This is a genomic window from Aquimarina sp. Aq107 (genome assembly GCF_943733665.1).
Taxonomy (GTDB): Bacteria; Bacteroidota; Bacteroidia; order Flavobacteriales; family Flavobacteriaceae; genus Aquimarina.
This window is the reverse complement of the sequence record NZ_OX030782.1, coordinates 1,727,771-1,751,485: the sequence shown is the minus strand read 5'-3', so window position 1 is coordinate 1,751,485 and position 23,715 is coordinate 1,727,771. Positions and strand designations below refer to the sequence as shown.

Genomic DNA, 23,715 nt, shown 5'->3' with positions numbered 1-23,715 from the left:
CTTTTCAGTAGCTCATTAATTGTTTTGCAAAATACTAAAATAATATTAGTAAGTTTATGAAGTATCTAAAAATATTTTGGTTATAAAGAAATAACTCCTTCTACTTTCTCAGCTACTTCTTTATACTTCGAAATTACCTGGTCAGGATTCTTCATTCTTACATTGATAGAAACACTGGTATACTTCCCATTTTTCGATTGTTTAGTAGTAATAACAGCACCCAGATTATCAAATATTTTTTCGATTTGATTTATTTTTTCAGTATCTGTAGGAACTATAAATTTATACAAATAGGCTGTTGGCCATAAAGCAGTATCAGCTAATTGAGCTTTTAGTTTTTTATAAAATTCTTCAGAATTAGGAGCATCACTCATGTATTACAAAATTTTTGGGTAAAGATACGCCTTCTCATTCATATATCAGAATAGCACCCTCTACTCTTTTTCCCTTTTCAATAACGCATTATACTGTTCTAAAGTATCGATATCAATTGTTTTATCACCACCATCAATAGTTATTAAATCATCCTTATGTTTTTCAATAATATAGCGAGCACCAAAATCTTCCTCAAGTTTTGATAATTCTGGACAAAAGGTTTTCGGAAATATAGCTGGAACTCCTATTCTACTTTTCATTTTAGTAGCAACAATTCTATTAGGGTAAGAATCAAATTTCGATATCAGACTACTTAAATGTTGGACTTTTATTAAAGGTTGATCTACTAATGAAAATAAAACTGCATCAAAATCTACTTGATTATTCATAAGATGTCGTATTCCATGATTAATAGTAGAACCCATCCCTAGCTTCCATTGTTTATTTTTCAAAATATGAATCGGATAACAATTGATTTCTTTTTCTATTAGTTCAAAATTTGCTCCTAACACAACATAAGTTTGAACTAACTTTAGATCTAACGACTTTTTAATTTCGTTTACAATTAATGAATCACCTTGCCAAGGTAATAACTGCTTAGGAGTACCCATGCGGCTAGAAGATCCTGCGGCTAATATGATATGAACAACATTCTTAATTATGAGAAGAAATTTGATCTAATTTTTCTTGTTTTGAAGGCCCATGAATACCTCCTACTTTATCCTGTAAGGAAATTGGTTCCTGATCACGAACTACAGATAAGATTTCTGCAATGATGGAAATTGCAATTTCCTGAGGAGTTTCTGCACCAAGATTTAAACCTGCAGGTCCATAAATACAATCGATAAACTCTTCACTAACATCCGGAAAATACTCTATTAATGCGGAAAGAAGTTTTTCTCTTCTTTTAGAAGGACCTAATAAACCTATATAGACAGGCAATGTGTTTTTTATAGCTTGTAAATACAACAAATCCTTAGCGAAATTATGAGTCATTAAAATAATTGCAGTTTGTTTATCTACCTTATTTATAATCAACTCTTCCGGAGATTGATTCCATACTTTGGTAGACCCAGGGAAATCTGACGTAATTTTTGGGTTTTTTGGAGTATTAACAACTTCTACCTCCCATCCTGTGGCATTTGCAATTGTACATAATTCAATAGCATCATGTTCCCATCCAATAATTATCAATCGAAAACAAGGTTGCATGCTTCGCGAAAAACAGTCAAAACTCATATTGTTTTTAACCATTTGGATATCAAAGCAACTAGAAAATGTAAGTTCTTTAAAATCTCCAAAAGAAATCGCGGACCCCATAGTCTCATCAAAATCTTCTTTTTTAGAATAATGAGAATTAATTTCAAAAGGTATGCGAGAAGTCAAGTAATCCTCTATTGTAGCGATCACATCACTATCAACAGCGAATGGTTCTATCAAAATATACAAAACACCTTCGCAACCTAAACGGTATTTACCATTATAGGTCATTATTTTAGCCTTATTATCAGCAAATACTGATTGCGATTGTCGAAGCACTTCTTTTTCTACACACCCCCCACTAACAGCACCTATCATCTCTCCATTCTCCAGGATAAGCATTCCAACACCAGGACGACGATATGATGAGCCATCAACATCAACAATAGTTGCCATGACAGCTCTTATACCTTTCTTATTAGCTTCTTTATATGAAGTTATTATTTCTTTAAACTCATGCGTCATATACTACCTAACAATGTCTCGTTTTTCATATTTTTAACGAAAGGCTGTTTAGTAAGTCTAACTCCTTTAGCTGCTTTTATTGCATTAGCTACTGCTGCTCCAGCAGGAGGCAATGTTGGCTCTCCTAATCCAGTAGGAGCTATATCACTCTCAATAAAATGAGTCTCTACAATTGGAGTTTCATTCATACGAATTAAACGATACGTGTTAAAGTTAGTATCCTGTGGTTCTCCATTTTCAAAAGAAAAATCACCATACATCGCATGACCTATGCCATCAATAACTCCTCCTTCTATTTGATTTTTTGCTCCTAGCGGATTAACTACAATCCCACAATCTACTACACAAGTTATCTTTTTTATGACAGGTTGATCATTCTCCAATACCACATCTGCAACTTCAGCTACGTGCGTATTATGACAATAATAAGAACTAAACCCCTGATATACACCTTCTGGTTTCTTACCCCACTCTGATTTTTCTACAGCCGTTTTAATCACCTTTTCTAATCGTTCTGGTGAGTATTGTATTCTTTCGTCTTTATGACCTTTTACATTTTGTAATAAATCCAATCTAAGTTGAATATTATCAACCTCCATTGCCTCTGCTAATTCATCGAAAAAACTTTGCTCAGCAAATGCCAAAAAATTAGTATATGGCGCTCTCCAAGCTCCAATCGTTATATTACTATCATATTTTGCCACATCAACTTGATAATTCTCTACTGCTCCTGCGGGGAAGAAATTTGGAATTAATCCATACATATTAGAATTAATTGCAGCTTCTTTTAAATGATATCCCGTTAATTTACCATCCTTAATCGCTGCGCTTATCCTATATTTTATTGCAGGTCTATAGATTCCCGCAGACATATCATCCTCTCTAGAATATACTACCTTTACTGGTTTCTTTGCTATATTAGAAATTTCTGCAGCTTCTAAAGCGAAATCTCCGTATAACCTTCTTCCAAATCCACCTCCCATTCTTGTCATATCCACAGATACTTCTTCTGGTTTTTTGTCTAACAACTCTGCGACTCTTCTAGCGGTTCCAGCTGGTGTCTGTATTGGTCCAACTAACCTAACTTTCTCATCAGTAACGTGAGCAAAGAAATTCATGGGTTCCATACAGTTATGAGGAAGAAACGGTGACTCATATGTACGTTCTACAACTTTATCTGCAGCAGCAAACGCTTTTTTTACATCACCATCAGCACGCATTGTATTAAACTCAGTCCCATTTAAAAGATCTACTAAAATTTTATCATGATCTTTAGTGTTTTCAAGTTTTGAATCATCCGTCCATTTTGCTTTCACTATCTTTTTACCTTTCATCGCAGACCAAGTGTTTTCTGCCAACACTGCTATTTTATCCCCAAACTTAAAAACATCAATAACACCGTTTACCTTTTTTGCTTCAGTAGCATCAAAATCGTTTAGTTTTTTACCAAATGCAGGAGGCCGAACAACAGAAACATAGACCATTCCATCTTCTTTATAATCCATTCCATATAAAGGCTTTCCAGAAATGATTTTATCTATGTCAACATTATAAATATCCTTTCCAATAATTGTAAAATCTTTAGGGTCTTTAAGTTTTACTTTTTCCGGAACTTTTAGAGAGGCTGCTTCTTTTACAACATCTCCATATCCTAAAGTCTCTCCATTACTATTAGAAATAACTCCACTTTTTGTTTTACAAGTGCTAGGATCAACACCCCATTTTGCAGCAGCTGCATTAATTAGCATTTGTCTAGCCGTAGCTCCTGTTTGTCTTAACGGCTCCCATCCGTGCCTTAGAGATTGACTTCCTCCTGCAACTTGTCTAGTAAAATTTTTAGTATCTAATGCTCCTTGCGCCACAAGAACATTTTCCCAATCTACATCTAATTCTTCTGCGATCAACATTGGCATCGAGGTTTTTACACCTTGTCCAATCTCAGGATTTGGTGAAAAAATAGTTACCATTCCATTATCAGCAATTTTAATAAAAGCATTAAAATCATTAAAATTTAGATCCGCAATATCCACTGGTGGTGCTACTTCTGGTTTACATGACTGAAATAAGTTAAAACCAATTAAGATTCCTCCACCTGCTAAAGCTGATGTTCTTATAAATGACCTTCTACTTACCGAAGGAGTTGTTATACGTTTCATTAGTTTAGAATTTTATATTGGTTAACTTATTTTACTTGCTGCTTGTTCTACTGCTTTCTCTATTCTATTATAAGAAGCACATCTGCATATATTCCCGCTCATTGCATCTCTAATCTCCTCTTTGTTTGGATTAGGGTTTTGGTCTAGAAAAGCTGCAGCGGTCATAATTTGTCCGGCTTGACAATATCCACATTGAGGCACATCAATTTCCTTCCAAGCTTGTTGCACTGGGTGCGAAATGTCTTTTGACAAACCTTCTATTGTAGTGATTTTCATTTCTGTGGCTACAGAAACCTTTAACAAACAACTTCTTGTTGCTACACCATCCGCATGTACAGTACAGGCACCACATTGTCCAATACCACAACCAAATTTAGTTCCAACCAGATCAAAGTGATCTCGTAGCACCCATAACAAAGGTGTGTCTTCATCAGCTTCTACAGAAAGTGATTGACCATTTACTTTTAGATTATAAACAGGCATGAGTTTTATTTTTAGGATTTGTATTTAATTAGTCTAAATAAGGGAATAATCCTTATTTTGTTACTGAAGTTACTAAAAATACAGTTTGACAAATTCAACTTTAACAGAGCTTTATGGTATCCTTGTTTACATATTTTTAAAATCAGTTAATAATTACGAAATTTGCTGAAAAATATAATTCTTTGGCAAAGCACAAAATAGTCATCACTGGAGGCCCATCAACAGGAAAAACATCTATTATTAAAAATCTTGAAGAAGAAGGCTTCTTTTGTTTTCCTGAATTTATTAGAAGTATTACCCAAGAAGCAAAAGATAACAACGATGCTATCGAGATAGTATCAAATCCTATAGTATCTGTTTCTGATCCGTATGATTTTAATATGCAGTTACTAAATGGTAGAATTGACCAGTATAATGACCCTATTGCTAATGATAAAAATATAGCTTTTTACGATAGAGGAATTCCTGACGTTCTAGCATATATGGATCTTTTTAACCAAACGTACAATGAAACCTTTATAGAAGCTTGTACAAAACACAGTTACAATCAAGTTTTTTTATTACCACCTTGGAAAGAAATCTATACTTCAGATGAACAGCGTTATGAAAGTTTTGAAGAGGCGCAACAAATTCATCATCATTTATTTGAAACTTATTCAAAATTTGGATACAATTGTATTGAAGTTCCTTTTGGAAATGTAAAAGAACGTAGTACTTTTATATTACAACACGTAATATAGTATTGATGACCAACCCTATCCAATTATTAAAAAAGATTTGGAATCATGATTCTTTTAGACCACTACAAGAAGATATCATCAATGCTGTTATAGAAGATAATGACACATTTGCTTTACTTCCTACAGGAGGTGGTAAATCTATTTGTTTCCAGATTCCTGCACTAGTTAAACCTGGAATCTGCATAGTTATATCTCCGTTAATTGCCCTTATGCAAGATCAGGTTGAACATTTACAACAAAAAGGTATAAAAGCCATTGCATTAACTAGTGGAATTAAATACTCAGAATTAGACACGCTTTTAGATAACTGTATTTATGGTAATTATAAATTTTTATATCTATCCCCAGAAAGACTACAACAAGATTTAGTAAAAGAGCGGTTAAAAAAAATGAATATCAATCTTATTGCGATTGACGAAGCCCATTGTATATCACAATGGGGTAATGATTTTAGACCATCATACAAAAAAATCAAAATACTAAGAGAAATTAAACCAGCTGTTCCAATGATTGCTCTTACTGCATCTGCAACTCCTAATGTTGCAGATGACATAATCAAGGAATTAGATTTATTTCAACCTAAAATATATAAGCAATCCTTTTTTAGAAATAATTTAGGGTATATGGTTTATCACACTTTAGATAAAAATGATAAACTTGTTAGGATTTTAAAACGATATCAAGGAAGTTCCATCATTTATGTTAGAAATCGAAAATCTGCTGTAGAAATTAGTGACTTTTTAAACGCTAGCGGATACAAAACTACTTACTATCACGGCGGTGTTGACTCTAAGGAAAAAACAAAACGTTTTCATCAATGGTTAAGAGAAGATGTTAGTGTTATGGTTGCAACCAATGCTTTTGGTATGGGAATCGACAAGGCTAATGTAAGAACTGTTATACACTACAATATCCCTGAGAGTATCGAAAGTTATTTTCAGGAAGCAGGACGAGCAGGAAGAGATGGAGAGATTTCTTATGCTTTTCTTCTTAAGAACGAAAATGATATTGTTAGAGTTCAAAATCAATTTATCAAAGTACTTCCTGATGTAGATTTCGTAAAATTAATATATCGAAAATTGTGTAATTATTTCAGGATATCCTATGGAGAAGGTGAACAAACTACTCATGGTTTTAATTTTAATGAATTCTGCAAGACTTATAGCCTTAGCACTCTAATAACATATAATGCATTACAATTTCTAGATCGTTGCAGTGTTATTAATTTTACACAACGATATACTAAAAAAAGTTCACTTCATATTACAACCACGGGAAATCATTTATTGGGATACCTAGAAAAAAATCCCCATTTAGAGTTAACCACCAAAGCTATTCTTAGAACATACGGAGGTGTTTTTGATGAAGAAGTAAAAATAAATTTATCGCTAATCGCATCTAAAATAAACATCAGTGAAAAAGAAGTTATAGATGTTTTAAAAAGATTAGAAGACGCAGAACTACTTGTTTTTCATAATCAATTAACTGATGCAGATATTACCTTTTTAGTTCCAAGAGAAGATGATCATACTATTAATCGCATAAAACCATTTATTAAAGAACTACACGCTTCTAAATCAAATAAGGTAAAAACCATGATTAGATTCGTGCAAAATGAAACAACCTGCAGAAGCAGGCAACTGCTTGATTACTTTGGAGAAAAGGACACTAAAGATTGTGGTATGTGCAGCGTATGTCGTATTAATAATGCTAACTCAATTGATCCTAGAGAAATCAGAAATACAGTAATCAATCTTTTACAAAAAAATGAATTATCCTCTAGAGATCTTTTAATGCAATTAAAATGTCCTGAAGAAATAGCCTTAAAAGTCCTTAGAGAATTAAATGAACATAACATCATAAGAATTGATTCTTACAATAACTATCAACTAGTATAAAAATAATGAGAGATTTAAAGATTCTTTTTATGGGAACTCCGGATTTTGCCGTAGAGACCTTACGAACAATTATAGAAAATAACTATACCGTAGTTGGTGTTATTACCGCTCCGGATAGACCAGCAGGAAGAGGTAGAAAATTAAAAGCTTCTGCGGTAAAAGAATATGCATTATCACAAAACCTACCTATACTGCAACCTACAAATTTAAAAGATGAGGGATTTATTGAAAACTTAAAAGAATTACAGGCTAATCTAAATATTGTTGTGGCTTTTAGAATGTTGCCAAAAGTAGTTTGGGATATGCCTAAATATGGTACATTTAATCTTCACGCATCTTTATTACCGCAATATAGAGGAGCAGCTCCTATTAATTGGGCTATTATAAATGGTGAACAAAAAACAGGTATTACCACTTTTTTTATTGATGAAAAGATAGACACTGGGCACATTATTCTTCAAAAAGAAATTGAAATACAGGATAATGAAACTGCTGGAACACTTCATGACAGATTAATGTTAAACGGAGCTTCTTTAGTAATCGATACAATTAAAGCAATTGAGAACGAAACGGTTTCAACCAAAATGCAGCCCAAGGAAGATAATGAATTAAAAACTGCATACAAACTCCATCGAGACAATACTAAGGTTAATTGGAATGATAATATTAAAACTATTTACAATCTTATTAGAGGTTTAAGTCCTTACCCTGCAGCTTGGTCATTATTATATAATAAAGGCGAAGAAGTCTCCATTAAAATATATGATACTGAAATAGAGGAACAAGAACATAATTTTGATATCGGAAAAATTATCGTAGAAGATTCTATAATCAAGGTAGCAGTTCATAATGGGTACATTATTCTAAATAAAATCCAACTTCCGGGGAAAAAAGCTATGGAAGCTAAAGCACTCTTAAACGGGTACACCTTTTACAAGGATGCTAAAATGGCCTGAGCCCTTGCTATCACTAGAGTAAGAAAATTCATAGAAAACGTACAGGTTTATTAACAATCGTCCTGAGTTATCAACAAAACCCCGTATTTACTGGGCTAATCCTTGCACGAATCATAAATCCGTATAAATTTGTAGAGCGTTTAACAAAAATTTGGTTTAACCAACAATTAATTTAAAAACAGAATTATGAACAAAACAGAATTAATCGATGCAATGGCAGCTGACGCTGGAATTACAAAAGCAGCAGCAAAGAAAGCTTTAGAATCTTTCTTAGGAAATGTTGAAGGTTCTCTTAAAAAAGGTGACCGTGTTTCTTTAGTAGGATTCGGTTCTTGGTCAGTTTCTAAAAGAGCTGCAAGAGAAGGTAGAAACCCTCAAACAGGTAAAACTATCAAGATCGCTGCTAAAAATGTTGTAAAGTTCAAAGCTGGTGCAGATTTATCTAGTTCAGTTAACTAATTTATTTAGTTTTTGATATTATAGAAAGCTCTCTTTTTAGAGAGCTTTTTTTTATGCATTATCAGTAAAAGTGTAACATCCTCTTTGATTATTAAAAATAATTATTTAGTTTTAATACAAACTACACCAACTATGATTTCACTACAACCCTCAAAAGGACATCTTTTGATTGCCGAGCCGTCTATCATCGGTGATGTTTCTTTTAATCGTTCGGTTGTACTTCTTGCAGATCATAGTGATCAAGGTTCTATTGGTTTTATTATGAATAAACCACTAGATTACGTTTTATCGGATCTAGTCCCTGAAGTTGAAGCGGAATTTAAAATATACAATGGTGGACCAGTAGAACAGGATAATTTATACTTTATACATAAGGTTCCTAATTTGATTCCAAATAGTGTAGAAATTTCTTCTGGTATTTATTGGGGTGGCGATTTTTCGGTAGTATCAAGTTTAATTGAAGAAAACAAAATTACACCCAATGAAATCCGTTTTTTCTTAGGGTATTCTGGTTGGGATGCAGAGCAACTTATACAAGAATTAGAAGCTAATTCTTGGGTAATTGTAAAAAACACTTATGAAAAAAATATCATTGGTAAATCCTATGATACTTTCTGGAAAGAAAAGATGATCGAATTAGGTGGAGAATACCTTCTATGGTCAAATGCTCCAGAAGATCCTAGTTATAACTAACCTCCTATTCTTATTCTTGCATTTAATACACCAAGCAATCTTCTTGTTGTTTCTGATGTATATTCCTTTTTCCTAAACTTGGTAATAGGCTGTATTCCTTTAATTACATTGGTAATAAACAACTCATCGGCTTTCTGAAGTTCAAATGGCGAAATCGATGCTTCTTCTACCTCATACTCTGGTAATTTCTCTAAAATTCTCAACAATTGAGTACGCAAAATCCCTTTTAAACAACCGTCAGCAACTGGTGGAGTCTTGATCTTGTTTCCTTTTATCAAAAACAGATTACCGTTTAATGCCTCAAGAACCATTTTATTAGTGTTTAGTAATAAACAATTTTCAAAACCATTTTCTTTTGCAAAAACACCTCCTAAAACATTTACCAACTTATTATTAGATTTTAATGTAGATAACAAATCAGGAGCTATGTAATGATCTTTAAACAATGTAACTTCATAAGAAGTACTAGAAATAGTATAAAATGAAGAATTTAAAGGTGCTACAGAAATAGAATAATCTATACCATTAAAATTAGGCGTATACAATCCACCTTCTTTTCTGTTAACAATAATTTTAATCCTAACAGATGAATTCATAAATCCATTTTCTTGAATTAGCTCTAAAATTTTTTGTTGTAAAAATTCTGGAGTAAAATTCATTGGTATTTCCATCCTTAGAATCCTCATAGAAGCCATTAATCTAAAGTAATGATCTTCCCAGAAAAGAATTGTTCCCGAATTTACACGTATCGTTTCAAATAATGCATCACCGTATGCATATCCTCTATTAGTAATAGATAATGTAGCTTCATTATCTACGATTAAATTTCCATTAATATTGACCATAAAAAAAGCCCCTTATTACCAATAAATCATTGGGCGGGGCAAATATACATTATAAAAATAAAGGATTTATGCAGAACCTAAAACTTGTTTTAAATTACCGATCATATTATCCCATAACATTTTATTTTCATCAATTTCATCATCATCAGAGAAGTCAGTAACCATCAAAGAAACATCTTTTGTTATTTCATCAACCTGTATGCGTAATTCGAAGAAATAATCATTACCATCCTCATCATCGGCCATCCATCTAAATTTGATTCTTTCTCCGCTTTTTTTGCTTAACAGTTTTGCTTCCTCCTCACTATCATCCCAAATAAATGTAAACATTTCACCACGTGAATTTACATTATCCGAAAACCACTCAGAAAGTCCTGATGGAGTAGATATATATTGATATAATAGTTGTGGAGAAGATTGTATTACAAATTCAAGTTCGTATTTTATTTTTTCAGACATATTGCAAATTGTTAGTAAGCCAATATATAGATTAATTATTTACTTTAAAAATATTGAAAAGAGTATTTGAAAAAATTAATTCTACTTTATTGTTTGCTACAATGCTTTTTGTTTTTATATTTGCACCCGAATTAAAATGATGTAGCATCTATTTGGCGAGGTAGCTCAGCTGGTTAGAGCGTTGGATTCATAACCCAGAGGTCGGGGGATCGTGCCCCCCTCTCGCTACAGTAATTCGTTAAACCCCTGTTTTTCAGGGGTTTTTTAGTTTAAAAAAAAGAATAAAAAAACCATTCACAATAAATGAATGGTTTTCTTAATTATAAATTGGTGCCGTTTAGACCTACATCTGTCTATTTAAGGCGTCTATTTGTTTTGTCTTTTCCTGCATGTATTTACTCATTTTTTCAATTTCTCCTGCAGGAAGTGTTGATATTAATTTCCTATATTGTTTAGTTAGACTTGAACTAGATTCACTCAATTTTAAAAAAGCATCCATATCCGCTTTAGATTCAACAGCTTTTTTATATTTAGAAACGTAAGCTTCATAATCTCTTATGTATTTTTTAGCTTCAATACTACTAAAAGAAGGAGCTCCTGCCGGAAGCTTTATCGTTTCTTTCTTAGGTTTCTTTTTTGTAGATTTCTTTTTCTTTTTTACTACTGGTTTCTTCTCTTCTACAACTTCTACAACATCTGTTGAGTCTACTAGTTCTTCAATTACTTCCACTTTATCAGACTTAGGGTCTTTTTTACAAGAAACCACAGAAATCAATAAAAGACATAAAAGAAATCTCAATAAGATATTTTTCATAATTATAGTTTTAGGGTAGTTAATATAGTATTATTTTTAGTTTGGTTTACAAAATTATTGGTTTATCTTACTTTAAAAGTAATTTCAGTTCTTCTAAATTCATTGTTTCCTGCGATCCAGTTTGCATATTTTTAACGGTAAAATTCTCGTTTTCCATTTCTGAGGCACCTGCTAAAATCACAAATGGAATTTCTCTTTTGTTAGCATATTTCATTTGTTTATTCATTTTGGCGCTATCGGGATAAAGCTCTGCAACTATATCATCCCCCCTAAGTTGATTTATGCTCTTTAAACTGTATAAAGCTTCTTGTTTTCCAAAGTTAATAAATAATGCTTTTGTAGATGGTGCTACTGTATCCGGAAACAAATCCAACTCTTCTAAAACAAGATAAATTCTATCCAATCCAAAAGAAATTCCAACACCACTAACATCTTTTAAACCAAAAATCCCAGTTAAATCATCGTAACGTCCACCACCACCAATAGATCCCATCTTTACGCCTGCTGGCGCTCCTACTTCAAAAATTGCTCCGGTATAATAGTTCAACCCACGCGCTAAGGTAACATCTAAATCAAGAGAAGCTTTATCAAGAGGTACTTCTGTAATCGTACTTATAATAAACTCCAACTCCTCTACTCCTTTCATTCCTTCTTCAGAAGATACTAACAACTCTTTTAATTTATCTATTTTTTCGGAAGTAGTTCCTGTAAAATTAAAAAGTGGCTTTACTTTGTCTATAGCAGTTTCTGATATCCCTTTAGCAATCATCTCTTTTTTAACACCTTCCTCTCCAATTTTATCTAACTTATCAAGCGCCACTGTAAAATCGATCAGTTTATCACTTGCTCCAATAACTTCTGCTATTCCCGAAAGAATCTTACGGTTATTCATTTTAATCGTGACACCATCTAACCCTAATTTACTAAATACTTTATCATACAGTTGAATAAAATCAACTTCTTGCCATAAAGATTCACTTCCTACTACATCTGCATCACATTGATAAAATTCTCTAAATCTCCCTTTTTGCGGACGATCAGCACGCCATACTGGTTGTATCTGATAACGTTTAAACGGGAAATCAATCTCATTTTGGTGTTGTACTACATATCTAGCAAAAGGAACTGTTAAATCATAACGGAGTGCTTTTTCACTGATTTTAGGAGTTATCTTGCCACTTTCTTTACTGTCATACAAAGTATTATCCACTTTACTAAGATAATCCCCACTATTTAATATCTTAAATATTAATCGATCTCCTTCCTCTCCATATTTACCCATCAACGTATCACTATTCTCAAAACTTGGAGTTTCTATAGGATGAAAACCGAACAATTGAAATTGTTCTTTGATTGTATTCATTATATAACTTCTCTTAGCTACTTCTACTGGAGAAAAATCACGTGTTCCTTTTGGTATGGATGGTTTTTGTGCCATGTCCGTTTCGTTCTATTTTTTAAATCATAAAAGATATTTCTAACCCCGAAATACTTCTACTAATTATCAATTATTAAAGGATGTAAATATCTAAAAAAGCTTTAAAATTTTACACGAAAAGCATAAAGAGTTTTACTTATATTAATAAAATTTACTTTTTTGAGTAACTTTAAGCTCATTTTGTAGTCTTATACTTCAAAAGATACTAATTCACCCATTATGTTTTCACTTTTTCGAGAGAATATCAGTATAGCTTTAGACTCCATAAAAGGTCAGCTTTTACGAACGATTCTTACTGTTTTAATTATCGCCATAGGTATTACTGCATTAGTTGGTATCCTAACATTTCTTGGAGCCCTGGAAAATACCATTACCGGAGATTTTGCCTCTATGGGATCTAATACCTTTAATATTCAACGATATGAGTTTACAACAAGACGTGGCGGGAGTGGTGAAAGAGAGAAGATAAATCCTATAATTAGTTATCGTAATGTAAGACAGTTTAAAGAAAAGTTTCAATACCCATTTTCCAAAACTTCCGTATCCTTCAGTGGTACTAGAAATGCAGAAGTTAAATTCGAAAATGAAAAAACGGATCCAGAAGCTTCTGTCGTTGGTGTAAACGAAAATTACTTAGAAAACACAGGAACCGAAGTAGAATTTGGAAGAAGCTTCACTTTTTTTGATATCGAAAATAATAACAATGTTTGTTTAATTGGTTCTGATTTTAAAAAGAATATTTTCAAAGACACAGATCCTATTAACAAAACAATCAGTATACGAGGTGTAAAATTTAAAGTTATCGGTGTTTTAGAAAGTAAAGGGGCAACATTTAGAGACAATCAAGATCTTAAAGTTTTAATTCCTTTGCAAGTTGCGCGCTCTATATACACATTACCAAATATCAATTATAACATTAGCGTTAAAGTAGACGATAAACAATTCTTAGAAGGTGCTCAAGATGAAGCAATTATTACATTTAGAAAAATAAGAGGACTAAATCCTGTAGAAGAAAATGATTTTGGTTTAGAACGTAGTGATGATCTGATTAACCGTATATCTAGTATTACATCTTATTTATATTGGGCTGCTTGGATTATCAGTATCATTACCATTTTTGGATCCTCTATTGCTTTGATGAATATCATGTTAGTTTCTGTTACAGAAAGAACCAGAGAAATTGGTGTTCGTAAAGCACTTGGAGCTAAAAAGAACACTATATCGAGTCAATTTTTTATGGAAACTGTAATAATTGGTCAAATTGGTGGTATCGTTGGTATTATACTAGGAGTAACTATTGGAGCAATTATAGTAGCTGTCTCCGGTTTTGAGTTTGCAGTTCCTTGGTTAGCTATCTTTGCTGCGGTAGTCACTTCATTCTTAACAGCCGTTGTTTCTGGTTCATATCCAGCGGTCAAAGCTGCAAGACAAGACCCTATTGAATCCCTAAGGTATGAGTAATTAATCTAAAAGAATAATTATGACTTTTGTTCAACTAGTTTTTCAAAATACTGATACAATTCGCCTTTAGTAATATTAGCTCCTTGTAAAATAAGTTTAAACTTATCCATGTTAGGATCCTCTGTGTATTCTTTATTCGCGTTATAAAAAGCTACTTGATCATCTAGTAGATTATTCCTCAACCAATCGTATCCCTCTTGTGTAGTAATATCTATATCAGGGACATTCACTTTAATTGCAATCAAATGCATGTCTGTTTCTCCTAAATAAAACAGATGTATCTGATCCTTAGAAAAATGTTCTAAAAACTGAGCACTACTCAAAACACCCTCCCAAACCAAATCGCTAAAAATATCTAACTCTTCTTCTGCTACTTCTGGTTTATTCTGTTTAATATCACTCCACTCATCTGCAGTTATAGATTGGGTAGCTAAAAAATTAATGAATTCTTGGTGTAATTCTTCTAACTGTTCTTTCGTAAGCCTTCTATATTTCATTTCTTTTAATAAAATTGGGTGCAAAAATAGTGATAATTAAAAATCCGCTCCTAATAAATTAAGAACGGATTTTTAAATCTAATACAGAATTTCTTTTTTTTAGTTAAAAATATATCGAAGTCCAACCTGTGCTTGCCATCTAGAATCTAAACTAAAGTCATTAGCAAAGGTTCTGGTCTGAGAAGTATCAAAAGAATACGTTGGGGTATTAGTAGCATCAACAGTAACACCAATTGGCTGATCATTTACAGGAATTTCTATTACTCCCCAATCAGAATTTAATAAATTACCAAAGTTTAGAATATCTACACTCAACTGTATGGTATTTGTCTTATCACCTATTTGGAAATCATAATCCTGTAATAACTTTATATCCCATCTTCCTCTCCAAGGACTCAGAATCGCATATTTCTCCGCATAATCTCCTCTACGTTCCCTTAGATATTCATCTTGCTGTATATAGGCCTCTAAAGCTGCTCTTTGATCAGCTTGCTCGGCTATTGTTCCACTAAAGTTATACGATGCTAGTTCAGATTCGGTAGGTATATAAATCAAATCATTTAGAACTGAACCATCATTATTTATATCGCCTGAATATGTGTATGAAAATCTTCCTCCCTGAGCATACTCATAAAAAGCTCCTAAAGAAGTTCTCCATTGTTTATTTTTTCCATAACTAAAAGATTTATTTATCTGCCCAACAATCCTATGCTTATCACCATATCTAGAGGCGGTACTCACAGCTTGATTCACATTACCAATAGCGGGGTTTCTATCATACGCATCACTTGATATTTCTGCATCTAGTGAACTTGCATCTTCTGCCTCCAAGAAATTATAAGCAACACTAGCGAACAATCCATTTTTAAAACTTTTCTGAAGCTTAAATGACCAGTTAAATGAATAACCAACATTGGTATTTGTAAATACATAAGCATTGGTTGTGCCACCAAATTCATTTACCGCTCTATCAGACGCAAGATAAATAGGTCTTTCATCTGCTCCATTTAACGTTCCCGAAGGGGTAGATAATCCATAATTTCTTACCATTTGCGCGTTAATATCTTCAGTATAAATAATATCAGTAGAAGCAATCAAGCCATTTTTAAACTTATAATCTACACCCAAACTGTTTCTAAATACCTGTGGGAACTGAAAATCTGGAGCGGATGTGGTATAGAAAAAGAAATTTGGATTTGCTACCTGATTACCTATCCACACGAATGGAAGACGTCCTGTAAAAATACCGGTACCTCCTCTGATTTGAATTGTTTTATCTCCCTTTACATCATAATTAAATCCTAATCGTGGAGAAATTAACAGCTTTTTAGAAGGTAGATCTAAACTATTCAAGTTTGTGGGAGTTCCATTTTCATCAAAATATGTAATTCCTGGTTGATAATTACCATCAGGAAATTCGCCTCCAGCCGCTCTTTCGATATTTTCGGCAATTTTATCTCTGGTATCAAAGAAAAGAGGTTGATCCACCCTAATACCATATGTAAGCGTAAATTGATCACTCATTCTCCATTTGTCCTGAGCATAAAATGCCAATTGCCCCACATTAGTTTCTGCCAACGCCCAATTATCAGTAGCATTATTTGTGTCAAAAACATTTTGAGCATTTGCCAAAGCCTCCGCAATAAGGCCGTTATTAATAGCTTGTTCAAAACTATTAGTGGAACCCGCTGTTATACGAACGCTATCAAAATCAGGAGCAAATGTACCTACTCCACCATCTCCATTAAAATAAGTATACAATCCGAGATTAAAAGAATTATCAAATTCGAATCTCTCAAAACTTCCTCCTAAAGTAATGGTATGTTTACCAGTAACTATATTTAGATTATTCGTAACCTGATATACTTTCTGTTCTAATCTATTATTAATAGAAAAAGGTTCGTGACCTGCCACAATATACCGTACACCATCTTGCGCTATATTAATCGGTGGGGCCGGAGCAGAAAATGGATCTCTACTATCATCAAAAAATGTATATCCAGCTTGAAATTTATTCGAAATGTTTCCTCCAAAATTAGAATTCAGTTCTACTAAAAATGAATTAATCTTATTATTTATGGTATATCCAGCATTTCTAAACTGTAGTGTTGTTAAGTCAGGTCCTCTTCTACCAATAGCCTCTGGATTCGCAGGTAAATCTCGGGATGCGTCTAAAAAATTATAGATCAATGCTAACCGATGATTATTATTAATATTCCAATCAAGTTTTAAAATCCCTTTAGTTGATTCTGTATTATGCGTGTATCCTTCATAAGGCCCTGTTTCATAACCAAGTAAACTAAGCTGTTGAGAAACATAATCCAAATCTTCTGCTGATACTCTTGAAACATTAGCTCCAATTACTCCTGGTCTAGCTGCTAAAAAATTTGAACCTAAATCTTCTCGATCATCAATTTCAAAATTTCCAAAAATGAACAATTTATTTTTTATTATTGGTCCTCCAACACTCAATCCATATTGAGCCTGGGTAAGATCAGGAACTATAATATCATCATCTCCTACTTTATCTCCGGTTAAATCCTGATTACGATAAAAACCATACACAGTACCTTTCCATTCATTAGTACCGCTTTTTGTAACCGCATTTACAGATGCTCCCGTAAAACCAGCTTGGGTTACGTCATAAGGCGCAGTAGAAACCTGAATCTGATCTAACGCATCTAGTGATATTGGTTGGGCGTTTGCCTGACCACCTGGTGTGGCAGCATCCAATCCAAAAGGATTATTAAAAATAGAGCCATCTAAACTAAAATTATTAAACTGATCATTTCTCCCTCCAAAAGAACCATTACTAGAAGCCGTAGGTTCTAAACGATAAAAATCAGCCGCAGAACGTGTAATTGTAGGTAATGATTTTAACTCTCTATTCCCTATACTGGTCTCCGCTCCAGTTCTTTCACTACTAAAGGTAGCATTCTTATTGGTAGTGATTACTACTTCCTCAAGTTGATTATCATCTTCTATCATAACAACATCTATATTATACGTCTGACCTAATTGAAGAAAAACATCATCATACACTTTCTTTTTAAAACCAACATAACTTATTGTTACTCGATATGGTCCTCCTACTCTTAAATTAATAAGATCAAAACGACCATCAAAATTAGTAGTTCCACCATACGTAGTTCCTGTAGGTGAATGTATTGCCGTAATATTTGCTCCAGGTAATAATTGATTAGCGTTATCGTACACTAATCCTGAAATATTAGAAGTTGTTACCTGAGCTTGAATTGTTATTGCCAATAATGCAAAAACTAAGGTTAAAAGAGTTTTTTTCATCGGTTGTTTTTTTGTGTGAACTAAATATAAATTAAATAAAAAAAACCGCTCAAATGAGCGGTTTTCTATATTATTATAAACCAGTTATCAACCGGTTTAAAAAATCAAATTATTTTGCTTGAGCAACTATTTCAAAAGCAACCGGTGTAATTACAGCTCTATGTAAACGAACAGAAGCTTCATATTGACCTAAACGCTTAATAGTTCCTCCTGGAACAGTGATAAACTTTTTCTCAAGTTCAACACCTTCTTTTCCTAATGCTTCAGAAACATCTGCATTAGAAACAGAACCGAATAACTTATCACCAGATCCTACTTTAGCAGCAATCTTGATTTCGAATCCAGCTATTTTCTTAGCTATTTTCTCAGCATCTTCGATTTCTTTCTTTTCTTTAAAAGCACGTTGTTTTAACGTTTCTTCTAATACTTTTTTAGCAGATGGAGTTGCTAATACAGCAAAACCTCCAGGGATTAGAAAGTTACGTCCATAACCGTTCTTCACTTCTACTACATCGTCTGCGAATCCTAGATTCTCAACGTCTTTCTTTAATATAAGTTCCATAATGTTATGACGAATTTTATTTTAATAAATCACCAACGTATGGCATTAATGCTAAGTGTCTTGCTCTTTTTACAGCAACACTCACTTTACGTTGATATTTTAGAGAAGTTCCAGTAAGACGACGAGGCAATAATTTACCTTGCTCGTTTACAAATGCCATTAAGAAATCAGGATCTTTATAATCGATATACTTGATACCTGACTTTTTGAAACGACAGTACTTCTTAGTTTTTGAAGTATCTATATTTAATGGAGTAAGATATCTAATCTCTCCATCTTTTTTTCCTTTAGCTTGTTGTTCTATAGATGACATAATTAAGCTTTTTGTTTGTTTCTATTTCTTCTTTTCTCAGCCCAAGCAATTGCATGCTTATCTAAACGAACAGTAAGGTAACGCATTACTCTTTCGTCTCTTCTGAACTCAACCTCTACTGTGTTGATAGCCTCTCCTGGTACAGTGTACTCAAATAAGTGATAAAAACCACTTTTCTTGTGCTGGATTGCGTAAGCAAGCTTTTTAAGTCCCCAGTCTTCTTTGGATATCATCTTGGCACCGTTAGAAACAAGAATGTCTTCGTATTTCTTAACTGTTTCCTTTATCTGTTCTTCAGATAAAACGGGATTCAAGATGAAAACAGTTTCATAATGATTCATAAAAAATCTATTTTTAATTAAAATTGGCTGCAAAAGTAACATTATTTTTTTGATTTTCAAACTAAAAAACGCTTCGACGAAACACATCTTTTATCGATAAAAAGCGTAAAATGTTTGTGGAAATAATATATATTCATTAATATTGTATAGAATATTAACCTATGCAAGTGGAACAATCTCAATTAAAATGTGCGGTAGTAGACGATTCACGTCTACAAAGACTGGCTATTGTTAAATTAATAGATGAACATTCTTCCCTAGAATTAGTGGCAGAATGGAACAATGCTATTGAGACAAAAAACGGATTATTAGATACTCCGGTTGACTTATTATTTTTAGATATTGAAATGCCAATCCTTACTGGTTTTGACCTTTTGGATGATCTAGAAAATAAACCTCATATCATTTTTGTTACTGGAAAAACGAAATATGCATTTAAAGCCTTTGATTACGATGCAATTGATTATTTAAGAAAACCTCTTAAAAAAGATCGATTTAATGCTGCAGTAGAAAAAGCGCTTAGTATGTCTCGTTTAAATTCTGAACAAGCATCTATTGAAGACGATGACTATATCTTTGTGAAAAGTAATCTAAAAAAGCGTAAAATATTTTTAAGTCAATTAAAGTATGTTGAAGCTTTAGGTGATTATGTAAAATTAATTATGGAAGATGGAGATCCAATAGTAGTATTAGCTACTATGAAATCCTTTGAAGCAGAACTTCCTAGTGATCGATTTTTAAGAATACATAAATCATATATTGTAAACCTAGACAAGGTAGAACGATATAACAGTCGCAATATAGAAATTGCCGACGAAAAAATACCTCTTAGTAGACATAAGAAACATTCTTTAATAGAAGCTTTAAGCGGATAAAGATTTTTTACTACTAATAACAAACAAAATAAAGTCCCACTTTTCTTAAGATGGGACTTTTTATTTTTGACAATATTATATTCGTTAACGGATATAAGATGATCCTTTAATTAATAATTATCCACATTAATTATAATTCTAACACCTGAAAACTCTTTTATACTTTTAAAAGAATTCTGTACTTTATTTATAAAATTTTTCGTCTTTTTTAAAGATTGCCCGTGAGGTATTTTTATTAAGATATTCTTATTGTATTGATTTCTGATTCTAGAAATTGGAGGGAATTCTGGTCCTAATACATTTTCTTTAAAAGTCATCGCAAGTGATTTCGCTAACCACAAAGTAGCTTCATTTACTTTATTATAATCTTTATGGCGCCCAGTAATCTTAATAATTCTATAGAAAGGCGGATATTTATATTGATAGCGTTCTTCTATTTGATCTTTATACATACCAGAATAATCATTAACGGATACCTGTTGAAGGATTTGATGAAACGGGTTATAAGTTTGAATTAATACTTTCCCTCTCTTACTCGTTCTCCCTGCTCTCCCTGCAACTTGTTGCATCAACTGAAAACTTCTTTCATGGGCTCTAAAATCAGGGAAATTAAGAAGATTATCTGCATTCATAATACCTACTAATGTTACATTCCTAAAATCCAACCCCTTAGTAAGCATTTGTGTTCCAACTAAAATATCAATCTCTCCATCTTCAAACTTATTTATAATCTTTTCATACCCGTGTTTACCTCTGGTTGTATCCTGATCCATTCTGCCAATATTATGTTCTGGAAACAATTCTTTAAGTTCATTTTCAATCTGCTCTGTCCCAAAACCTTTTGTTGTTAATTCATGACTATCGCACGCAAGGCATTTTTGTAACATTGCTATATGATATCCACAATAATGACATCGTAATTGATTTCGAAAATTATGGTATGTTAAACTCACATCACAATTAGGGCATTGAGGAGAATGACCGCAGGTATTACATTCTACAACAGGAGAGTATCCTCTTCTATTTTGAAATAAAATGACTTGTTCTTTTTCTTTAAGTGCATCTTGAATAGCAAGTAACAAGGTGTCACTAAAATGCCCCGTCATTTCTTTTCTCTTATATTTTGTTTTTAAATCTACAAGGTTTATATCTGGCATTAAAACATTACCATAACGTCTTGTCAATTCCACCAAACCGTATTTACCTTGTTCTACATTATAATACGACTCTAATGCCGGAGTTGCTGAACCTAAAACTACTTTGGCTTTAAACATATTAGACAACACTACTGCAGTATCTCTAGCATGATATCTTGGTGCTGGATCATACTGTTTAAATGAACTCTCGTGTTCTTCATCTATTATAATCAAACCTAAATTAGTAAATGGTAAAAAGATTGATGATCTCGCTCCTATAACAATCTGGGCTTTAGATTTAGAATCTTTTACATTATTCCAAGCCTCTACCCTTTCATTTACAGAATATTTAGAGTGATATACGGTTAATTTTTCTCCGAAGTATTCCTGCAACCTACTTATTAATTGAGTCGTTAATGCTATTTCGGGTAATAAATACAGAACTTGTTTTCCATTTTGTAGCTGCTCTTCTATCAATTTTACATAAACTTCTGTTTTTCCAGAAGATGTGACTCCATGAAACAAACAAACATCTTTTTCTAAAAAATGTTCCTTGATATCCTTTAACGCTTGTTCTTGATAAGTATTTAGCTCTTTAGTAACAGCCACTACATCAGACTCGTATTGAACTCTATCCGTTTGCTGATGATATTCTTCTAATATATTTTTATTAATTAATGACTTAATCACTGATGCGTTACTACCAGAAGCTTTTACAAGTTCACTTACTTTAATTGATTTATCACTTTTAGCTTGTAACATAAATAGATGCATTAATACATCCCGTTGTTTTGGAGCACGAGTTAACGAATCCAATAATGATTGTAAACTTTTCTCATGTGTATATTCAGATACTAGTCTAACATATCTTACAAGCTTAGGTTTATATTGCTCATAAATCTCTTCCTGTACGGTAATAATCTCTTTTTCTAACAATCTTTTAATTAAAGGAAGAACATTTTTTTTTCCAATTATATCCATTACTTCTTGTATTCGAAGTAAACTTTGATGTTGTAAAGCTTCATATAACAGAAATTCATCATCCTTTAATCCACTTTCGTCAATCGTATTGTTGTCATTTCTGAGAATAATCGTCTCGCTTTCTAATAAAAAAGCACTAGGTAGTGCCGCTCGCATCACCTCTCCTTTTGAGCACATATAATATTGAGAAATCCATGACCAAAGCTTTAACTGATTTGTTGTTACTATAGGAGTTTCGTCTAAAATATGCTCAATCTCCTTTGCTTCGTATACTTCAGGAGCCTTTTGATGTACGCTGGTAACTAAGGCCGCATAGACTTTACTCTTACCAAATTGTACAGCAACTCGCATTCCTGGCTTTAAAAAATGTGCTTCATTTTCGTTAACACTATAAGTAAACTCTTTATTAAGAGGAATAGGTAGGATTACATCTATAAAATACGTCATCGATACTTTTGATTCAAACAAAAATACATTTTTACCCTTATTATATACAACAAAAGGCTGATCAATTGATCAGCCTTTTGCTTATTTTGGGGTATCTAATTATTTATCCATTTTGTCCAAGCATTCCTCCTTTTATAAGCTTGCACGCTGGTTCATCTCCAAGCCATATTTTAAATAAAGCATATTTAAAGTCTCTTCCTTCTATATAACCTACTTCTTCTCCATTCTTAAAAGTTCGTATTCCTTTTCCTTTAATATACACTAAATCAAAGAAGTCATTAATCTGAGTCGTACTACCAAACAATTCTAAAAACTGATCAATTCTAGCATCTAAACTCTGAGTATTACCAAACATAGCGTCATCAAAACCTTTTCTAAACACTTTCTTCATTCTTTTATTAGTTACTTTTTTAGAATTGATAACTAATCGAATAGACATACTTTCATCAGCATCCAAAACCTTTCTATCATCCGTATACTTATTAACCGTATACAATCCTCCAGAATATGTTTCTACTCCTAATACTTTTCTAACACCAGCTCCATTTAGTGTAAGCTCTTCTCCTTCAAAATTTACTTTATAAGGTATTACTGCATCTCCTACTCGTATTTGAGCAGTTGTAATAGTCGTAACGACTAATAAGATAGATAGGGTAATTATTTTTTTCATGATTTAGTTTTTAATTATTACAAAGACTTAGTTCTGTATTTTTCTAAAAACTAACAATAAAAAATGTTAAAATTTTCTTTATAGAAGA

Annotated in this window: 23 protein-coding genes and 1 tRNA gene; 8 read left to right on the top strand and 16 right to left on the bottom strand. The window is 32.6% G+C overall.

Annotated features, from left to right (window positions below; all coding sequences use genetic code 11):
• Nucleotides 1-80 precede the first annotated feature (80 nt).
• Genes NMK29_RS07180 through NMK29_RS07160 form a run of 5 tightly spaced genes read right to left on the bottom strand, consistent with a single transcriptional unit; the run spans nt 81 to nt 4,739 of the window.
• Nucleotides 81-374, bottom strand: a complete 294-nt coding sequence (locus NMK29_RS07180; protein WP_108804528.1) for a DUF493 family protein — start codon at nt 372-374, stop codon at nt 81-83.
• Nucleotides 375-434: 60 nt separating this feature from the next.
• A complete protein-coding gene (locus NMK29_RS07175) occupies nt 435-1,013 on the bottom strand; it encodes an NTP transferase domain-containing protein (protein ID WP_255411814.1) in 579 nt (192 codons plus the stop codon).
• 16 nt (nt 1,014-1,029) lie between these two features.
• On the bottom strand, nt 1,030-2,100 hold the full coding sequence (locus NMK29_RS07170) for an XdhC family protein (RefSeq protein WP_108804530.1): 1,071 nt from the start codon (nt 2,098-2,100) through the stop codon (nt 1,030-1,032).
• On the bottom strand, nt 2,097-4,256 hold the full coding sequence (locus NMK29_RS07165; protein ID WP_108804531.1) for a xanthine dehydrogenase family protein molybdopterin-binding subunit: 2,160 nt from the start codon (nt 4,254-4,256) through the stop codon (nt 2,097-2,099). Before NMK29_RS07165 ends, NMK29_RS07170 begins: the two co-directional genes overlap by 4 nt.
• A 21-nt stretch (nt 4,257-4,277) precedes the next feature.
• Nucleotides 4,278-4,739: a (2Fe-2S)-binding protein gene (locus tag NMK29_RS07160; protein ID WP_108804532.1), complete on the bottom strand. Its 462-nt coding sequence runs from the start codon at nt 4,737-4,739 to the stop codon at nt 4,278-4,280.
• Nucleotides 4,740-4,921: 182 nt separating this feature from the next.
• Between NMK29_RS07160 and NMK29_RS07155 the strand changes: the two genes are divergently transcribed.
• The 5 genes from NMK29_RS07155 (at nt 4,922) to NMK29_RS07135 (ending at nt 9,485) form a co-directional block, all read left to right on the top strand.
• Nucleotides 4,922-5,479, top strand: a complete 558-nt coding sequence (locus NMK29_RS07155; RefSeq protein WP_108804533.1) for an AAA family ATPase — start codon at nt 4,922-4,924, stop codon at nt 5,477-5,479.
• Between the two features lie 5 nt (nt 5,480-5,484).
• Nucleotides 5,485-7,377, top strand: coding sequence for an ATP-dependent DNA helicase RecQ (locus NMK29_RS07150; protein WP_108804534.1), 1,893 nt, complete (start codon nt 5,485-5,487; stop codon nt 7,375-7,377).
• A 5-nt stretch (nt 7,378-7,382) separates the two neighbouring features.
• A complete protein-coding gene (gene fmt, locus NMK29_RS07145; protein WP_108804535.1) occupies nt 7,383-8,333 on the top strand; it encodes a methionyl-tRNA formyltransferase in 951 nt (316 codons plus the stop codon).
• Between the two features lie 186 nt (nt 8,334-8,519).
• Entirely contained in the window at nt 8,520-8,792 is a 273-nt protein-coding gene (locus NMK29_RS07140) for an HU family DNA-binding protein (RefSeq protein WP_027391128.1), read from the top strand.
• 132 nt (nt 8,793-8,924) lie between these two features.
• A complete protein-coding gene (locus NMK29_RS07135; protein WP_108804600.1) occupies nt 8,925-9,485 on the top strand; it encodes a YqgE/AlgH family protein in 561 nt (186 codons plus the stop codon).
• On the opposite strand, the gene NMK29_RS07130 is transcribed toward NMK29_RS07135, so the two are convergent.
• Nucleotides 9,482-10,330, bottom strand: coding sequence for an aminotransferase class IV (locus NMK29_RS07130; protein ID WP_108804536.1), 849 nt, complete (start codon nt 10,328-10,330; stop codon nt 9,482-9,484). The two genes, NMK29_RS07135 and NMK29_RS07130, sit on opposite strands and share 4 nt — an antisense overlap.
• Nucleotides 10,331-10,396: 66 nt before the next feature.
• A complete protein-coding gene (locus tag NMK29_RS07125; protein ID WP_027391125.1) occupies nt 10,397-10,789 on the bottom strand; it encodes an START-like domain-containing protein in 393 nt (130 codons plus the stop codon).
• Between the two features lie 154 nt (nt 10,790-10,943).
• Here NMK29_RS07125 and NMK29_RS07120 point away from each other — a divergent pair.
• Nucleotides 10,944-11,017: transfer RNA gene (locus tag NMK29_RS07120), tRNA-Met, on the top strand.
• 115 nt (nt 11,018-11,132) lie between these two features.
• Here the strand turns inward: NMK29_RS07120 and NMK29_RS07115 are convergent.
• Together NMK29_RS07115 and hisS are read right to left on the bottom strand one after the other, a co-directional pair.
• Nucleotides 11,133-11,603, bottom strand: coding sequence for a hypothetical protein (locus NMK29_RS07115; RefSeq protein WP_159092297.1), 471 nt, complete (start codon nt 11,601-11,603; stop codon nt 11,133-11,135).
• A gap of 67 nt (nt 11,604-11,670) precedes the next feature.
• Nucleotides 11,671-13,041: a histidine--tRNA ligase gene (hisS, locus tag NMK29_RS07110; RefSeq protein WP_108804538.1), complete on the bottom strand. Its 1,371-nt coding sequence runs from the start codon at nt 13,039-13,041 to the stop codon at nt 11,671-11,673.
• 219 nt (nt 13,042-13,260) lie between these two features.
• On the opposite strand from hisS, the gene NMK29_RS07105 reads away from it, so the two are divergent.
• Nucleotides 13,261-14,502 carry an ABC transporter permease gene (locus tag NMK29_RS07105; protein WP_108804539.1) on the top strand — a complete coding sequence of 414 codons (1,242 nt, stop codon included), beginning with the start codon at nt 13,261-13,263 and terminating at the stop codon, nt 14,500-14,502.
• A 17-nt stretch (nt 14,503-14,519) separates the two neighbouring features.
• Here the strand turns inward: NMK29_RS07105 and NMK29_RS07100 are convergent, their stop codons facing one another.
• The 5 genes from NMK29_RS07100 to rpsF all read right to left on the bottom strand — a co-directional run bounded on the left by NMK29_RS07100 (nt 14,520) and on the right by rpsF (nt 19,518).
• Nucleotides 14,520-14,999 carry a DUF6495 family protein gene (locus NMK29_RS07100; RefSeq protein WP_108804540.1) on the bottom strand — a complete coding sequence of 160 codons (480 nt, stop codon included), beginning with the start codon at nt 14,997-14,999 and terminating at the stop codon, nt 14,520-14,522.
• Nucleotides 15,000-15,098: 99 nt separating this feature from the next.
• The gene (locus NMK29_RS07095; RefSeq protein WP_108804541.1) at nt 15,099-18,302 is read right to left on the bottom strand and encodes a carboxypeptidase regulatory-like domain-containing protein; all 3,204 of its coding nucleotides are present in this window, start codon (nt 18,300-18,302) and stop codon (nt 15,099-15,101) included.
• Nucleotides 18,303-18,411: 109 nt separating this feature from the next.
• Nucleotides 18,412-18,864, bottom strand: coding sequence for a 50S ribosomal protein L9 (gene rplI / locus NMK29_RS07090; RefSeq protein ID WP_027391119.1), 453 nt, complete (start codon nt 18,862-18,864; stop codon nt 18,412-18,414).
• A 16-nt stretch (nt 18,865-18,880) separates the two neighbouring features.
• Complete coding sequence (rpsR, locus tag NMK29_RS07085) at nt 18,881-19,180, bottom strand: 30S ribosomal protein S18 (protein WP_174412104.1); 300 nt, start codon at nt 19,178-19,180, stop codon at nt 18,881-18,883.
• Nucleotides 19,180-19,518, bottom strand: a complete 339-nt coding sequence (gene rpsF, locus NMK29_RS07080; protein WP_027391118.1) for a 30S ribosomal protein S6 — start codon at nt 19,516-19,518, stop codon at nt 19,180-19,182. The genes rpsR and rpsF overlap by 1 nt, the downstream gene beginning before the upstream one ends.
• A gap of 161 nt (nt 19,519-19,679) precedes the next feature.
• On the opposite strand from rpsF, the gene NMK29_RS07075 reads away from it, so the two are divergent.
• Entirely contained in the window at nt 19,680-20,393 is a 714-nt protein-coding gene (locus NMK29_RS07075) for a LytTR family DNA-binding domain-containing protein (RefSeq protein ID WP_035084012.1), read from the top strand.
• Nucleotides 20,394-20,503: 110 nt separating this feature from the next.
• Here NMK29_RS07075 and priA read toward each other — a convergent pair whose 3' ends face one another.
• Together priA and NMK29_RS07065 are read right to left on the bottom strand one after the other, a co-directional pair.
• Nucleotides 20,504-22,957, bottom strand: coding sequence for a primosomal protein N' (gene priA, locus NMK29_RS07070; RefSeq protein ID WP_108804542.1), 2,454 nt, complete (start codon nt 22,955-22,957; stop codon nt 20,504-20,506).
• Nucleotides 22,958-23,060: 103 nt separating this feature from the next.
• Nucleotides 23,061-23,627, bottom strand: coding sequence for a chalcone isomerase family protein (locus NMK29_RS07065; protein ID WP_027391115.1), 567 nt, complete (start codon nt 23,625-23,627; stop codon nt 23,061-23,063).
• Nucleotides 23,628-23,715 lie beyond the last annotated feature (88 nt).